Below are 15,668 nucleotides of genomic sequence, written 5' to 3' on the forward strand. Positions count from 1 at the left end.
GTGTGAGCAAGATCATGCACACTTATGGCCGCCAGTTTTTCCGAGTTGAGACCTGTCCGTCACATGGACACGCCGCCGGACGAACGGAAGGGCCGTACCCCCGTGACGGGGATACGGCCCTTCGGCGCCTATGCCGTGGCTCAGCCGCGGATGAGGTTCCGGAGCACGTACTGCATGATGCCGCCGTTGCGGTAGTAGTCCGCCTCACCCGGCGTGTCGATGCGCACGACCGCGTCGAACTCCACACCGGTGTCGGTGGTCACCTTGACGGTGCGCGGGGTGGTGCCGTTGTTCAGCTCCTCCACACCGGTGAAGGCGAAGGTCTCCTCGCCGGTGAGGCCCAGGGAGGCGGCGGTGGCGCCCTCCGGGAACTGCAGGGGCAGGACGCCCATGCCGATCAGGTTGGAGCGGTGGATGCGCTCGTAGGACTCGGCGATGACGGCCTTGACGCCGAGCAGCGCGGTGCCCTTGGCCGCCCAGTCGCGGGAGGAGCCGGAGCCGTACTCCTTGCCCGCCAGGATGACCAGCGGAACGCCGGCGGCCTGGTAGTTCTGCGAGGCGTCGTAGATGAAGGAGACCGGCGCGCCCTCGACGGTGAAGTCGCGGGTGAAGCCGCCCTCGGTGCCCGGCGCGATCTGGTTGCGCAGGCGGATGTTGGCGAACGTACCGCGGATCATGACCTCGTGGTTGCCGCGGCGGGAACCGTACGAGTTGAAGTCGCGGCGCTCGACGCCGTGCTCGGTGAGGTACTTGCCGGCCGGGGTGTCGGCCTTGATCGCACCGGCCGGGGAGATGTGGTCGGTGGTGACCGAGTCGCCCAGCTTCGCCAGCACGCGGGCGCCGGCGATGTCGGAGACCGGGGTGGTCTCCATGGTCATGCCCTCGAAGTAGGGGGGCTTGCGGACGTAGGTGGACTGCGGGTCCCACTCGAAGGTGTTGCCGGTGGGGATGGACAGCGCCTGCCACTGGGCGTCGCCCGCGAAGACGTCCTTGTAGGACTTGTTGAACATGTCCTCGCCGATGGCGTTCGCCACGACGTCGTTGACCTCGGCCTCGGAGGGCCAGATGTCCGCGAGGAAGACCGGCTTGCCCTCGGTGTCGGTGCCGATGGCGTCCTTGGTGATGTCCACCTTCATGGAGCCCGCGATGGCGTACGCGACGACCAGCGGCGGGGAGGCCAGGTAGTTCATCTTGACGTCGGGGTTGATCCGGCCCTCGAAGTTGCGGTTGCCGGAGAGCACCGAGGTGACCGCGAGGTCGTGCTCGTTGATCGCCTTCGAGATCTCCTCGTCCAGCGGACCGGAGTTGCCGATGCAGGTGGTGCAGCCGTACCCGACGAGGTTGAAGCCCATCTTGTCGAGGTACGGGGTCAGGCCGGCCTTGTCGAAGTAGTCGGTGACGACCTTCGAGCCCGGGGCCAGGGTGGTCTTGACCCACGGCTTGCGGGACAGGCCCTTCTCGACCGCCTTCTTGGCCACGAGCGCCGCGGCGACCATGACGTAGGGGTTCGAGGTGTTGGTGCAGGAGGTGATCGCGGCGACGGTGACGGCGCCGTGGTCGATCTCGAAGGAGGAGCCGTCGGCCAGGGTGACCAGAGTGGGCTTGGACGGGGCGCCGTTCGGGTGGTTCGCCGGGGCGTCGGAGGCCGGGAAGGACTCCTTGCCCGCCTCGTCCACGTCGTCGACGTAGTTGCGCACGTCCTGCGCGAACTGCTGGGAGGCGTTGGCGAGGACGATGCGGTCCTGCGGGCGCTTCGGGCCGGCGATGGAGGGGACGACCGTGGAGAGGTCGAGCTCCAGCTTCTCGGAGAAGTCCGGCTCGGCGGCCGGGTCCAGCCACAGGCCCTGCTCCTTGGCGTACGCCTCGACGAGCGCGACCTGCTGGGCGTCGCGGCCGGTCAGGCGCAGGTACTTCAGCGTCTCGTCGTCGATCGGGAAGATCGCGGCGGTGGAGCCGAACTCCGGCGACATGTTGCCGATGGTGGCGCGGTTCGCGAGGGAGGTGGCGGCTACGCCCTCACCGTAGAACTCGACGAACTTGCCGACGACACCGTGCTTGCGCAGCATCTCGGTGATGGTCAGCACCAGGTCGGTGGCGGTGGTGCCGGTGGGCAGCTCGCCGGTCAGCTTGAAGCCCACGACGCGCGGGATCAGCATGGAGACCGGCTGGCCGAGCATCGCGGCCTCGGCCTCGATGCCGCCGACGCCCCAGCCCAGCACGCCGAGGCCGTTGACCATGGTGGTGTGCGAGTCGGTGCCGACGAGGGTGTCGGGGTACGCCTGGCCGTTGCGCACCATGACCGTACGGGCCAGGTGCTCGATGTTGACCTGGTGGACGATGCCGGTGCCCGGGGGGACGACCTTGAACTCGTCGAAGGCGGTCTGGCCCCAGCGCAGGAACTGGTAGCGCTCCTTGTTGCGGCCGTACTCCAGCTCCACGTTCTGGAGGAACGCGTCCGGCGTGCCGAACTTGTCGGCGATGACCGAGTGGTCGATGACCAGCTCGGCCGGGGCCAGCGGGTTGATCTTCGACGGGTCGCCGCCGAGGGCCTTCACGGCCTCACGCATGGTGGCGAGGTCCACGACGCAGGGAACGCCGGTGAAGTCCTGCATGATCACGCGAGCCGGCGTGAACTGGATCTCCTCGCTGGGCTGGGCCTGCGAGTCCCAGTTGCCGAGCGACCGGATGTGGTCGGCGGTGATGTTCGCGCCGTCCTCGGTACGGAGCAGGTTCTCCAGCAGGACCTTCAGGCTGTAGGGAAGGCGGGCGGAGCCCTCGACCTTGTCCAGCTTGAAGATCTCGTACGACTCGTCGCCCACCTGCAGCGTGCTGCGGGCGTCGAAGCTGTTCGCCGACACGACAGTCTCCTTCATGCATGAATTCGCGCGTATAACCGCATCCTGCCGCCACGCCCCTTGGCCAATCCGCTAAGGTAGGGCTAAGTTAGGTAACCCTTACCAGCGGGGGCGGCTGCGGTACGCCTTCGGCAGATATCTCGATGTCGAGATAACTCTAGTACATGTCCGGGTCCGGGGACGAGGCGCGCACCCCGGGGAAGGCCTGACCGGTCGGCCGGCCGGCGGTTCCCGCATGCTCCGGCGTGGCCTCGACGCGGCCGCCGCGACCGCACCGACACCCGATATCGCCCCGTCCGCGTCCGGCCGCCCGGCCGTGACGATGATCACGGAGCGTTCCGGCGCGGCAGGCTCATCCGGCCCCGCAGGGCTCGCACACACCGGCGAGCGCCCCCCTTGCGCGCCCTTCGCAGCGGCCCCCTTCGTCCCTATCCTGCTGCGCGTGGGGGCTGGGGTTTCCGGGTCAGGGGGCGGCTGTGGCGCGTGCGGTGGGGATCGACCTGGGGACGACGCACTCGGCCGTGGCCGTGTTCGAGGGGGGCGGTGACCGCCCGGTGGTCACCAGCGTCCCGAACGCCGAGGGATCCCGGACCACGCCGTCGGTGGTCGCCTTCACCGCGGACGGGGAGATCCTCGTCGGCGAGTCGGCCGCCCGCCAGGCCGTCACCAACCCGGCCAGGACCGTCCACGGCATCAAACGCCGCCTGGGGACCGACTGGACGCTGTCGGTCGACGGGACGGCGTACAGCGCGCAGCGGATCGCGGCCCTCCTGCTGGACAGACTCCGGCGGGACGCCGAGGCGTGGGTCGGCGAACCGGTGACCGAGGCGGTGATCACCGTCCCGGCCGACTTCGGCGAGGCGCGGCGGCAGGCCGTCCGCGAGGCGGGCGAGCTCGCCGGCCTGACCGTGCTGCGCCTGATCAGCGAACCCGGCGCCGTCGGCCTGGCCTACGGCACGGACCGCGACACGGACGACGAGACGGTGCTCGTGTGCCGGCTCGGCGGCGGCACCTTCGACGTGGGCGTGCTGAACCTGGGCTGGGGCGGGGACCTCTTCGTCGTCGACGTCAAGGCCACGGCCGGCGATCATCTGCTCGGCGGCGAGGACTGGGACCGCGCCGTGGCCGACTGGCTGGCCGCCCGGTTCCGCGCGGCGCACGGAGTGGACCTCACCCGGGACGACACGGCCGTGCTCCGGCTGCGCGAGGCGGCCGAGCGCGCCAAGGCCGACCTCTCCTCGTCCACGCGGACCACCGTCGGCGTGCCGTTCGTCGCCACGTCGGAGCACGGCCCGCTGCACCTGGACGAGCAGCTGACCCGGGAGGACCTGGAGCGGCTGACCGGTGGTCTGCTCGAACGCTGCGCGCCGCTGCTGCGCCGGGCGGTGAAGGACGCCTTCGTCTCCCCCGGCGAGATCACCCGGATCGTCCTGTCCGGCGGCGGAACGAGGATGCCGGCCGTCGCGGACCTGGTGCGCGACGCGCTGGCCGAGGGGCCGCAGGCCCGCACGACCGTACGCGTGGAGGAGGCCTGCGTGCGCGGCGCGGCCCTGCAGGCCGCCGTGCTCACCGGGGCCCACCGGAGGCTGCTGCTGGTCGATGCCACCCACGCCGCCCTGGGCGTGGAGACCGCGGGCGGGGTCATGACCCCGGTCGTCGCCCGGGGCACCACGATGCCGACGCGGGCGTCGATGGAGTTCACCACCGACGCCGATCTGCCCGAGGCCGGCACCCTGGCCTTCCGGGTGTACCGGGGCGACGAGGACGCGGTCGCGGGCTGCGAACAGCTGGGCACGGTCGAACTGACCGGCCTGCCCCGCCGGGGCCGCGGCGCCCCGCGCATCGAGGTCACCTTCGAGATCGGGGGCGACGGCTCCGTCGACGTGGTGGCACGGGACGCCTCCAGCACACGGAACGGGCGCATGGTCCGGGGCAGGACCGGCGCGCCGCCGCCCGGTCCCGCCCTCGTACCCCTCGATCCGAAGGACGCGGGCAAGGGCCCGAGCGCGGCCACCGCGCCGCCGCCCGCCCGGCTGGCGGCCGAACAGGAGGGCCTGGGCGGGCACACCATGGGCTACGCCTCGGCCGGCTCCCGGGCGTGGTCGGGACTGGCCGCGGCGGCCGGCGTCAGCGCGGCGCTCGTCCCGGCCGGCGCCCTCCTGGCACAACCCGTCCTGGCGGTGCTGGGCGCCGTGACGGCGGTGTCCTTCGGGGTGCCTGCCGTGCTCTCCCGCGCCGCCCGCGGGAAGTACGCGCGGCTCGACCTCTTCGAGCGGGGGGTGGTGGTCTCCGACGCCGACGGCCGGACCGGCGCCTGCCGCTGGGACAGCCTGCAGGTCCGGCGGCACAGCGTCGCCCACTACCTCAACGGCGCCCACACCGGTACGCAGCACTACTGCACCCTGTCGCGGCGCGACGGCTCGCTCCTGCTGCCCGGAACGAAGTTCCCGTTCGCGCAGAGCTGGGGTCCGGTGGTGGAGGAGGCGGCGGCCCGGGCGCAGCTGCCCGGCGCGCTCGCGACGGTCCGGGCGGGCGGCAGCGTCGTCTTCGGCCCGTTCTCGCTGAGCAGGGAGGCGGTCACCGCGGGCGGCACGTCGGTGCCCTGGGACAGGATCGAGCCCGTCTCGTACGGCAACGGCACGGCCTCGCTGAGGGTCGTGGGGCGGCGGCGGCCGCTGGCCACCGTGTCGGTGGGGGCGGTGAACGGCTTCCGCGTCTTCCTGACGCTGGTCGACCACCTGCGAGCGGGCCGCCCCTGAGTCCGGCTGCCGGGCCCGTTACCGGCAGCCCCCGCACGGCTGAGGCGGCGGCCGCGCCGCTGGGGCAACTCCTCGGCGCGGCCCGGGAGGAGCTCCCGGACCCGCTGTCCGCGCAGGAGCGAAAGCGGCTCACCCGTCCGCTCGGCCGGATCGTCGCGCATCACACGTACGGGGACCCCACCATGGGACCTGACGGTCAATAACACACAAAACGCCCACCCGACACACCCATCTGGCATACCCGGAGCGGGACTCATCTCATATCTGAGATAACGTGCCCCCATGGCAGACGACTACCTCGTACGCATCGGCAAGCTCATCCGTGACGCCCGTCAGCACCGGGGCTGGACACAGAGTCAGCTCGCCGACGCACTCGGCACCAGCCAGAGTGCCGTGAACCGGATCGAGCGCGGCAATCAGAACATCAGCCTTGAGATGATCGCCCGGATCGGTGAAGCGCTCGACAGCGAGATCGTCTCCCTGGGCTACGCCGGCCCGATGCACCTGCGCGTGGTCGGTGGCCGCCGGCTGTCGGGCGCCATCGACGTCAAGACGAGCAAGAACGCGTGCGTCGCCCTGCTCTGCGGCTCGCTGCTCAACAAGGGCCGTACGGTGCTGAGGCGGGTGGCCCGCATCGAGGAGGTCTACCGCCTCCTGGAGGTCCTGAACTCCATCGGCGTCCGCACCCGCTGGATCAACGACGGCGTGGACCTGGAGCTGATCCCGCCGGCCCGCCTCGACCTGGAGGCCATGGACGCGGACGCAGCGCGCCGGACCCGGAGCATCATCATGTTCCTGGGCCCCCTGCTGCACCGGATGGACCACTTCCGCCTGCCCTACGCGGGCGGTTGCGACCTCGGCACCCGCACCATCGAGCCGCACATGATCGCCCTGCGCCGCTTCGGCCTGGACATCACCGCGACCGAGGGCATCTACCACGCGAAGGTGGAGGCCGGGGTCTTCCCCGACCGCCCGATCGTGCTGACCGAGCGCGGGGACACGGTCACCGAGAACGCGCTGCTGGCCGCCGCCCGGCACGACGGCGTCACGGTCATCCGCAACGCCTCCTCCAACTACATGGTCCAGGACCTGTGTTTCTTCCTGGAGGAGCTGGGCGTCAAGGTCGAGGGCGTCGGCACCACCACGCTCACCGTCCACGGCGTTCCGAACATCGACGTGGACGTGGACTACTCCCCCTCCGAGGACCCGGTCGAGGCGATGAGCCTGCTCGCCGCGGCGGTCGTCACGGAGTCGGAGCTGACCATCCGCCGGGTGCCGATCGAGTTCATGGAGATCGAGCTCGCGGTACTGGAGGAGATGGGCCTCGACCACGACCGCTCGGCGGAGTACGTCGCGGACAACGGCCGCACCCGCCTGGTGGACCTCACCGTCCGCCCGTCCAAGCTCGAAGCCCCGATCGACAAGATCCACCCGATGCCGTTCCCCGGGCTGAACATCGACAACGTCCCGTTCTTCGCGGCCATCGCCGCCGTCGCCCAGGGCCAGACCCTGATCCACGACTGGGTGTACGACAACCGGGCCATCTACCTGACGGACCTGAACCGCCTCGGCGGCCGCCTCCAGCTCCTGGACCCCCACCGCGTCCTGGTGGAGGGCCCCACCCGCTGGCGCGCGGCGGAAATGATGTGCCCGCCGGCCCTGCGCCCGGCGGTGGTCGTCCTCCTCGCGATGATGGCCGCCGAGGGCACGTCGGTCCTGCGCAACGTCTACGTGATCAACCGCGGCTACGAGGAACTGGCCGAGCGCCTGAACTCGGTGGGCGCCCAGATCGAGATCTTCCGCGACATCTAGAGATTCGGACATAATGCGCCAAAGCGGGCACTGTGAACACCCCCTCAAAAGTGGCCACTGACCTGCGGAGATGCCTTCCGACACCCCTCGATACCTTCCAGCAGTTTCCGTTCCCTTGTGCAGGAACTGTGCAACGGATGACCCAATGACTGACGCAGTGTCATTTAATGTGAGACCCCGTCACCCCCTAACAGAGGGTGACGGGGTCTCAGTCATTTCAGGGTATTTGTCTATAAAAGCGCAAACCAAAGGGGGCATGCCCCCTGTCCCGGTGCCGATGCTCTTGCACCGGCCGGGGGGACCGATCGACTCCTGGTCGTCATCGAACACGCCGGTAGCTGATGGGCCATGTCCATGAGCGCCTCCCGGCGCCCAGCCGTAATGCATCGGTGCGTGGTACTCGGAGACCGGCCGGTGAGCCAGAGGGCCCGCATGTCAGTGCCGAGCGGTACGGTGCACAGGACGGGGGGACACTCCCAGGATGAAGGGAGAGCCGACATGGCGAGCGTGCACGACGTAGCGGCGTACATCTTGCTCAAGGGCGGCCCTATGACCGCCATGAAGCTCCAGAAGCTCTCTTACTTCTCGTACGCCTACCACATGGCGTGGGAGGAGCAGCAGCTCTTCCCGGAGCGGTTCGAGGCATGGGCGAACGGGCCGGTGGCCCCTGATCTGTACGGGCAGCACCGCGGCCAGTTCCAGCTCAAGGCTGGCGATGTCGAAGGCGACCCGACCTCACTGGCGGACGACGAGCGCGAGTCGGTCGACGTGGTGCTGGAGAACTTCATGGTCCACTCCGCTCGGGAGCTGTCCGCCATGACCCACGCGGAAGGCCCCTGGGTGCAGGCCCGGGAGCGTGCGGGCGCCACCGGCTTGGACCGCAGCAACGAGGAACTGCGCGACGAAGAGATTCAGGAGTACTTCGGTGCGTTGGTGAGCGTCGGCGAGTGATGGCGAAGGGAGCACGGAAGAAGCTGTCTGCTCCGCCGTCTCGCTCCTTGGGTGGCAGGAAGCTCGAAAAGCCCCGCACCAGCCTGTTGCCCGGCGCCAGCACCTCGAACGAGCGCCTCACGTGGCGGTTCGCGCACGTCGACCACGACGGCCCATGGGGGTTCGACCAGATCCCCCCGCAGACCCTCGGCGAGATCCTGCGCAAGCTGCGTGACTGCGAGTCGCTCACCCTGAATGAGCTGCGCCGCTCGACGGACCTGTTCAAGGAGTACGAGCTGCCGAGCGGGCTGTGCAAAGAGGCCCTGGACCGGCTGTCAGCGATGGGCCGGGAGCTGATGCCCTCGATCCACCGCCTGCGGTTCCAGGGGAAACAGCGCCTGTACGGGTTCCTGGACGGCAACACCTTCCACGTCGTGTGGTGGGACCCAGAACACCAGGTCTACCCGTCGGCCAAGAGAAACACCTAACCCCTACGCGACCCAGCCCCCGCCCCGGCAGCAGTCCGGACCCGGCGGGGGCTTCGTCGTCTCACCTTGTGTGCAGCACCTGCCGGTCCTTCAAGATCCGCTGTACCTTCGCCGCCGAAACCCCCGCGTGGCCGCACCCCGCGCTCTCACCCCTGCCCAGGAGAGCCCTCTTCGCCATGTCCACCCCCAACCTCGGCCCTCAGAAGGGCCCCACCTTCGAACAGGGATGCTGCGGCGGCTGCCTCTTCATCATCCTGATCATCATGCTCGTCGGAGCACTCAGTGGAGACCCCGAACCCCACTACCGGCACGGCCCTGACGACGTACAGAACGGCACCGTCAGCCGCGAAGACTGCCGCAACGACTGGAAGGACGTCGGCGACGGAACCGTCGACTGGCGCGGAATCTGCGACGCGAGATAGCCGGAACAGCAGCGGGCCCCCGCCCCGGCACTGAACCGGTCAGCGGGGGCCCTTCGTCGTTTCCGGGCCTTGGCAACCGCGGCGGCCGCGAACACGACATTTTTTTCTCCGCCGCCTAGGTCACAAGGGTGTTTGATGGCGGGGCAGGTCAGCCGTGCTTCTCCTTCGCCTCGCGTAGCATCTGATTGTACATCGCGGACTGCCTGTCCGGAGTGATCCCCAGCTTCTCCATCATCGGGCCCATCACCTCCGCGTCCACCCGCTTGTTCGCCTTGTCGAACGTCTGACGGTTCCCCTCCAGCTCAGCTATCAGCTTCCCCTGTCCCCGGACCGACATCGCCTCGTCCGACCGCTCCCGCCAGAAGTGGTGCGCCAGGAAGTTGCGGACCGCCAAGGCGTCGTACAGCTCCGACTGCAACCCCGCGGCCTGCGCCAGGTGGCCGCCGTCCTTCACCTGCTTGATCAGCAGCCCCATGGTGAGCTTCTTGTCCTGGACGCGCCGGTCCCACGGGTCGTCCGCGATGACCTTGCCGGCCTTCTTCGCCTTCAGCACCTCCGCCGTGGCGAGGACGTTGATCAGCCCGTATTCCAGGCACGACGAGAAGTAGACCGCTGCCCCGTACGTCGCGTACATGGTCTTCGCCTGCTCGTTCTCGTCAGGTTCCTCGTAGCCAGGAGGCAAGTGAAGTTTGCTCATCCCGGCACACTAACGGTGCGTCAGTTTGCCTGATAGTGGGTATCGCTCCACCGCCTCTGCGCGGTTAGACAGCCCTTCTACCTGCACTCGGCACACGACCTCGCCGCCACCATCGGGGTCTTCCGCGTTCTGAGATCCCTTGGCCAAGGGCCTCCACCAGCGGCTCCCCGGCGGTACCGTCCCGTCAGGAGCGGTTACGGATCGGGGTGGTGGGTGTGAGCGGGTACATCGAGGAGCAGGAGCGCATCGGGCAGCGGGTCCGGCGACAGCGGCTCTCCGTCGGGATGACCCAAGCCGACCTCGCCGCCGCCCTCGGCCGGACGCAGGGTTGGGTGTCCAAGCTGGAGCAGGGCCGGATCGAGCTGGATCGGGCCGGGCTGATCAATGCCGTGGCCGCCGCCCTGCACTGCCACCCGAACACGCTGATCGAGCGGCCCTATACAGGCGGGGGCGCCGAAAGCAAGTGGCAGGTGTCCGCGGCCTCCATCCTGCGAGAGCTGCGCCGCTACGACCTGGCCCCCGTGTTCGACGGCACGCCGCGCCCGTCCGAGGTTCTGTGGCACGACATGAAGCGCCTGCTGCGACTGCGCGATGCGGCGGCGAACGGCGCCGTGTTGAGTGAGCTGCCGGACATGCTGCGGGAGGCCCGTGCCCTCGCCGAGGTCTCCACCGGCCACGAGCGTGAAGAGGCGTTCGCGATCTACGCGGTGGCGTGCAAGTTCGCCCACACAGCCGCCCACGCCCTCGGACATCCCGAACTCGTGGCCATGGCATGCGAGCGGGCCACGTGGTCGGCGCAGCTCTCCGGCGATCCGGTAATGCCTGCGATGGCGCTGTGGATGCGGATGTGGGACACATGGGCCTCCGCCGACTGGGACGACGCACTCGCCCTCGGGGACAAGGCCCTCGCCGGCATCGAGACGGAATACGAAGCCGGGGACCCCCTCGCACTGCGCATGTGGGGCGCCCTCCACCTGCGGGCCGCGATCTCGTGCGCGCGGAGCGGGAACGCGGCGGCGTCGGACGAGCGCCTCGCCCTGGCCCGTACGGCGGGTGAGCGGGTCAACGCCTACGTCGGTCCCGAGATCCATGACCGGCACTCCGTCACCTTCTCCCTCGGCAACGTCATCATCCACAGCGTCAGCGCCGCCCTGGAGATGAGCGACCAGACGAAGGCCCTCCGGCTCAACCGCGAGGCGGACCCGGCGCACATCGCGGTCCTGCCAAACTCCCGGCTCGGGCATCACCACATGGACCTCGCCCGCGCGTGGCTGTGGGACGGCAACCGCGACCAGGCCCTGACCGAGCTGGAGACCGCCGAGCGCATCGCCCCGCAACTGGTCCGCAATCACCCCGTCGCGCGGGCGACTCTGCGGAAGATCGTCTACGCCGAGCGGGTCGCCACACGCCAGCGGCTGCGGGGCATGACCGGACGTTTTTCGCTGGACTGATCTGCGGGTATTCCACGGAATCATATTCGTATGTAGCGCGGCGCATACGTTCCGCTACATGACCTCTACGCGTCGCACTGACCATGACCGCGTACGACAGCAGCGGACGACTCCGATCCCCGCTGGCCCCTGCGCGGTGACCTCGCCTACGACACCGCCACCTCCCGTACGGGCGTGGTCATAGAAGTCCCCGAGGACACGGGGATCACCTTCTACCGACTCACGCCCGAAGGCGGCGGCGAGGGGGGGGTGGAACGCCTCCGTCGACACGCTGATGCCCCCCAAGGATGTCCCCAGCGGCGCGGCCGGACAGCAGCCCGACTACGCGCCCTGGGCCGACAGCCCGGACCCGAGTCCGTCCCTCCAGGCCCGCGCCGAGCGGGGTATGGCGCGCTTCCTCGGGTCTGCCGGCGAGGGTGAGCTGCGGTGAGCCGGAAGAGCCTCCCCCCGTGGTTGCACGAAGGTGCCCGCGTCCTCGATCCCGCCAGGGACGCCGAGGCGATCGTGCAGTTCATCGGCGAGTGGGAGGACCCGGCCACCCGGCGCATCATCCCCGAGGCCGTCTTTCTTCGGCCCGAAGGCGGCGGCCGGGAGTGGGTCATCCCCGACCACCAGGCCCTGCGGCAGGCGGATCCCCGATGACCGATCGGAGCCACTTACCCCCTCCGGGCTGGGGCATGGTCAGCGCCCTCCTCGCCATCGGTCTGACCGGTCCCGCCGTTGTCCTCAGCGGCCACGCCCTCAACCTGATCCAGGCGAGCACGCCCCCTCCGGCCACGGCGCCGGACGTCGAACCGCCTGCGTAGGCGGCCCCAGATTGCCCGCCCGCCACCTCCTACAGCGCCACCGCCCTGGGCGGGGCACCACTCGAACCCGATCGAGAGGAGAACGATGCCCAGCGAATTACGGCTCGCGACCGTCCCCCGGTCCGTGATCATGCAGCCGACCACGAAGTGCCTCCCCATGGACTGCACGTACTGCTATCTGCCGTTTCGGAAGATGGACCACCTCATGCCGGTGACCGTCGCCGAGGCCGTGGCCGCGCCGCGTCCGTCAATCCGTGGGCGGTCGACGACCCGGCGATCGAGGTCGTGTGGCACGGCGGGGAACCGCTCGCCACCGGCCGCGAGCACCTGGCCGCCCTCATGGCCCCCTTCAAGGGTGTGAAGCACTCTGTGCAGACGAACGCCGCGCTCATTGATGACGCGTGGTGCGAGTTCCTACTGGAACACGACATGCACGTGGGCGTCAGCATCGACGGCCCCGAGGACATGAACACCCACCGGATAACCCTCGCCGGCCACCCCGGATTCCGCGGCACCATGCGAGGCATCGAACGCCTTCGCCGTCGCGGCATCCTGTACTCCGCCATCGCGGTCGTCTCCGACCCGGCCCCCGAAAACGCTGCCCGCCTCTACGACTTCTTCGCCGAGCTGGGCGTGACCACCCTCGGCGTCAACGTCGAAGAGGAGGAGGGCGTCAACACCGGCTCCAAGGCCGCCGATCCTGTACGGACTACGGAGTTCTGGGGAGCCCTGGCGGACGCTTGGCGGGCCAACCCCGTCATCCGACTCCGCGAGGTGCAGCGGGTTCTCAACTTCGCCGGCGCCGTCCTCGGCGGCCAGCCCACCGAACCCACGCCGACCTCGGCCCCATGGGACCCTCTGCCCACCATCGCCTACAACGGCGGGGTGGTCATGCTCTCCCCGGAACTGGCCGGGTTCACCGACCACCGGTTCGGCGACTTCACCACCGGCAACGTCCTCCGCATCGGCCTGGACGTGCTGGTGGCCGAGGCCGAGGAACGCACCCCCTGGATTGCTGAGTTCTGGGACGGCGTGGACGCCTGCCGCGCGACCTGCCCCACCTTCGCCTTCTGCGGAGGAGCCCACCCCGCGAACCGGTACTTCGAGCACGGAGGCCGTATGGACGGCACCCGTACCTCGTACTGCACCACCTCGAAGATGGCCCTACTCGAAGGAGTTACGCGACATGCTCGTGCACACGCCCACTGACGCCGCCGCGCTCGTGATGGACTCGGCGGAGGGCTTCGAGTCCCTCCTGGAGGCCGCCGGCTCCACGGCCGTCGCCCGCTGGGAGAACGCCTGGACCAACGCCACCTGGAGCAACCAGCCCACCTCGAAGGCCGTGGGCGCCGCACCCCTCGCCGCGTTCGACAACCGGCCGACCTGGGACAACCCCACCCCCGCCTTCGACAACCGGCCCACGTGGGACAACTGGAAGAACAAGTCGTAGCACCCGCCGCAACGTCGGGGCGGTCCTGCCAGCCGCGCGGGGCCGCCCCGCCACCACGATGAAGGAGCGCACCATGCCCACCCGCGCGTTCGGACATGTCACCGTCACCCTGCCCGACCTGGACGAGCCCGGCCTCTACCTCTCGACCGTCGACACGCTCGACAACCCGCGCGGCACCGTACAGGACTTCGCGTACAGAGACGCCGACCTGCGGTCGCTCGACCTCGCGGACGCCCAGCTCATCACCGGCCGCATCACCGGCCTGCACTCCAAGCGGGTCGAGCTGGAGAGCGTCACCCTGCACGGCGTGGAGATCACCGGCAGCGACCTCGGCTCTGCGCGCTGGATTGGGGGCAAGCTGACCCGGGTCCACGTCCGCGACTCCAAGCTCATGGGCGCCGCCTTCGACGGCCTGGTGCTCGACGACGTCCTGTTCGAGGGCTGCAAGTTCGACTTCGCCACCTTCGAGAAGGTCCGCGTCACCGGGCCCGTCGCCTTCATCGGCTGCGTCCTCACCGAGGCCACGTTCACCGACTGCGACTTGTCCGACGCCGTGTTCACGGACTGCACGCTCCGCCTCACCGAGTTCGGCGCCGGCCGCTACCGCGACACCGACTTCCGCGAGAACGACCTGTCGGGAATCCGCGGTGTCGCGAACCTCGCCAAGGTCCGCATCGACCCCGGCCAGCAGGCCGATCTTGCCGAAGCCCTCGTGAACGAGCTGGACATCACCCTCGGAGACGACTGAACCGGGAGAGAACCCCGTGCCCCTGCACATCGCCTACAGCCACCCGGACGCGCTCCGCGCCCGCTGCGAGATTGCCACCGTCCGGACCACCCGCCCCGAGGAAACCGCCTACGAACCCGGCGCGGTCGTCCCCGCAGGGCAGTGGCGCCCCATGACCGAAGCGGACGTCAAGGCCGTCTCCGCGCCGCGCAGGCCCCTGGACAGCACGCTGACGGAGATCGTCCGCCCACCGCATCCGGAAGGGCTCCCGCTCGACGACCTCACCCGCCCCCTGGGCGATCCGGACCCGGTGTACCTCGGGCAGGCCCTCTCCAAACCCGACATGACCACCACCACGGACCACTACGAGGAGGGTCGGCTGCTCGGGCTCCACCTCGACAACTGGGACAAGCTCAGGTTCGCCGACAAGCACACCGGCCGGCGCAGGCTGTGCCTGAATCTCGGTCCCGGGACGCGGTACATCATCCTCGGCACCATCGACGCTCAGGCCGTGTGCCGGTCCGTACACCCCGAGGACTACGCGCACCGCTACCCCCACACCAACGACTACCGCGCCTACGCGGCCAACGGTCGGCCTATCCGCATCCTCCGCATACGCCTCGAACCCGGCGACGGCTATCTGGCCCCCACCGAGTACCTGCTTCACGATGGTTCGACCGAGGGCCAGGACCAGCCTTCGGCCGCCGCGTTCTGGCTCGGCCGGTGGCCCCGCGGCATCCTGCCGTCCCTCATCTGACCCCGCCCGAGAGGACACCGTGAACCAGGACCTCGCCGACGAACTGCACCGCCGTGCCGACGCCGACCAGGCCGCCCGCCTGCACTGGCAGGAAACCCGCGAGACCAGCAACATCCCCGGAGTCGACGAGGACAACACGGCGTGGCTCAAGAGCGTCATCGCCAAACATGGCTGGCCGGGGATATCTCTCGTCGGCGAACAGGGCGCCCGTGAGGCGTGGCTGCTCGCGCAGCACGCCGACCGAGACCCCACGTTCCAGGAGAAAGCGCTGGAGCTGCTGAAGACCGCCGTGACGGCCGGCGACGCCCTACCGGAAAACCTCGCCTACCTCACCGACCGCGTCCTGATCGCCCGGGGCCAGCCCCAGCTCTACGGCACCCAGTACACAGGCGACCGCGGGACCCTGCGCCGCCAGCCTGTCACCGACCCCGAGCGGCTCGACGAACGCCGCGCCGCCATGCAATTGGACACGGCCGCCGAAAGCGACCGCCGGATGAACGCGCTCTGACCACCA

At 69.5% G+C, this 15,668-nt stretch carries 16 protein-coding genes; 14 read left to right on the forward strand and 2 right to left on the reverse strand.

Translation table 11 applies throughout. From position 1 onward, the window contains the following. Positions 1-140: 140 nt before the first annotated feature. Positions 141-2,858, reverse strand: coding sequence for an aconitate hydratase AcnA (gene acnA / locus RIU97_RS09605; RefSeq protein ID WP_404955189.1), 2,718 nt, complete (start codon positions 2,856-2,858; stop codon positions 141-143). A 473-nt stretch (positions 2,859-3,331) separates the two neighbouring features. Here acnA and RIU97_RS09610 point away from each other — a divergent pair, with 473 nt between their 5' ends. From RIU97_RS09610 to RIU97_RS09630, 5 genes are all read left to right on the forward strand, one after another. After that, positions 3,332-5,614, forward strand: coding sequence for a DUF6585 family protein (locus RIU97_RS09610; RefSeq protein WP_404955191.1), 2,283 nt, complete (start codon positions 3,332-3,334; stop codon positions 5,612-5,614). Between the two features lie 282 nt (positions 5,615-5,896). Continuing rightward, complete coding sequence (locus tag RIU97_RS09615; protein WP_404955192.1) at positions 5,897-7,426, forward strand: helix-turn-helix domain-containing protein; 1,530 nt, start codon at positions 5,897-5,899, stop codon at positions 7,424-7,426. A 498-nt stretch (positions 7,427-7,924) separates the two neighbouring features. Then, positions 7,925-8,377, forward strand: coding sequence for a Panacea domain-containing protein (locus tag RIU97_RS09620; protein ID WP_404955194.1), 453 nt, complete (start codon positions 7,925-7,927; stop codon positions 8,375-8,377). A 47-nt stretch (positions 8,378-8,424) separates the two neighbouring features. Continuing rightward, positions 8,425-8,844: a hypothetical protein gene (locus RIU97_RS09625; protein ID WP_404955196.1), complete on the forward strand. Its 420-nt coding sequence runs from the start codon at positions 8,425-8,427 to the stop codon at positions 8,842-8,844. A 176-nt stretch (positions 8,845-9,020) separates the two neighbouring features. After that, a complete protein-coding gene (locus RIU97_RS09630; RefSeq protein WP_404955198.1) occupies positions 9,021-9,266 on the forward strand; it encodes a hypothetical protein in 246 nt (81 codons plus the stop codon). A 148-nt stretch (positions 9,267-9,414) separates the two neighbouring features. Here the strand turns inward: RIU97_RS09630 and RIU97_RS09635 are convergent, their stop codons facing one another. After that, complete coding sequence (locus tag RIU97_RS09635) at positions 9,415-9,963, reverse strand: hypothetical protein (protein WP_404955200.1); 549 nt, start codon at positions 9,961-9,963, stop codon at positions 9,415-9,417. 215 nt (positions 9,964-10,178) lie between these two features. Here RIU97_RS09635 and RIU97_RS09640 point away from each other — a divergent pair, with 215 nt between their 5' ends. The 9 genes from RIU97_RS09640 to RIU97_RS09680 all read left to right on the forward strand — a co-directional run bounded on the left by RIU97_RS09640 (position 10,179) and on the right by RIU97_RS09680 (position 15,662). Further along, a complete protein-coding gene (locus RIU97_RS09640) occupies positions 10,179-11,414 on the forward strand; it encodes a helix-turn-helix domain-containing protein (RefSeq protein ID WP_404955202.1) in 1,236 nt (411 codons plus the stop codon). A gap of 274 nt (positions 11,415-11,688) precedes the next feature. Beyond that, complete coding sequence (locus tag RIU97_RS09645) at positions 11,689-11,844, forward strand: hypothetical protein (protein WP_404955204.1); 156 nt, start codon at positions 11,689-11,691, stop codon at positions 11,842-11,844. Next, positions 11,841-12,056 (forward strand): hypothetical protein, encoded by a 216-nt coding sequence (locus tag RIU97_RS09650; RefSeq protein WP_404955206.1) that lies wholly within the window; start codon positions 11,841-11,843, stop codon positions 12,054-12,056. Before RIU97_RS09645 ends, RIU97_RS09650 begins: the two co-directional genes overlap by 4 nt. After that, positions 12,053-12,220 (forward strand): hypothetical protein, encoded by a 168-nt coding sequence (locus RIU97_RS09655; RefSeq protein ID WP_404955208.1) that lies wholly within the window; start codon positions 12,053-12,055, stop codon positions 12,218-12,220. Before RIU97_RS09650 ends, RIU97_RS09655 begins: the two co-directional genes overlap by 4 nt. A 285-nt stretch (positions 12,221-12,505) precedes the next feature. Further along, on the forward strand, positions 12,506-13,429 hold the full coding sequence (locus RIU97_RS09660) for a radical SAM protein (RefSeq protein ID WP_404955210.1): 924 nt from the start codon (positions 12,506-12,508) through the stop codon (positions 13,427-13,429). Then, positions 13,407-13,670 carry a multiple cyclophane-containing RiPP AmcA gene (gene amcA, locus RIU97_RS09665; protein WP_404955212.1) on the forward strand — a complete coding sequence of 88 codons (264 nt, stop codon included), beginning with the start codon at positions 13,407-13,409 and terminating at the stop codon, positions 13,668-13,670. The genes RIU97_RS09660 and amcA overlap by 23 nt, the downstream gene beginning before the upstream one ends. Positions 13,671-13,743: 73 nt before the next feature. After that, positions 13,744-14,418, forward strand: coding sequence for a pentapeptide repeat-containing protein (locus tag RIU97_RS09670; protein ID WP_404955214.1), 675 nt, complete (start codon positions 13,744-13,746; stop codon positions 14,416-14,418). A gap of 16 nt (positions 14,419-14,434) precedes the next feature. Beyond that, complete coding sequence (locus RIU97_RS09675; protein WP_404955216.1) at positions 14,435-15,154, forward strand: hypothetical protein; 720 nt, start codon at positions 14,435-14,437, stop codon at positions 15,152-15,154. 19 nt (positions 15,155-15,173) lie between these two features. Then, positions 15,174-15,662: a DUF6624 domain-containing protein gene (locus RIU97_RS09680; protein ID WP_404955218.1), complete on the forward strand. Its 489-nt coding sequence runs from the start codon at positions 15,174-15,176 to the stop codon at positions 15,660-15,662. Positions 15,663-15,668: the final 6 nt, after the last annotated feature.

Origin of the sequence: Streptomyces sp. 147326, from assembly GCF_045000215.1 — a bacterium.
Classification (GTDB): Bacteria; Actinomycetota; Actinomycetes; order Streptomycetales; family Streptomycetaceae; genus Streptomyces.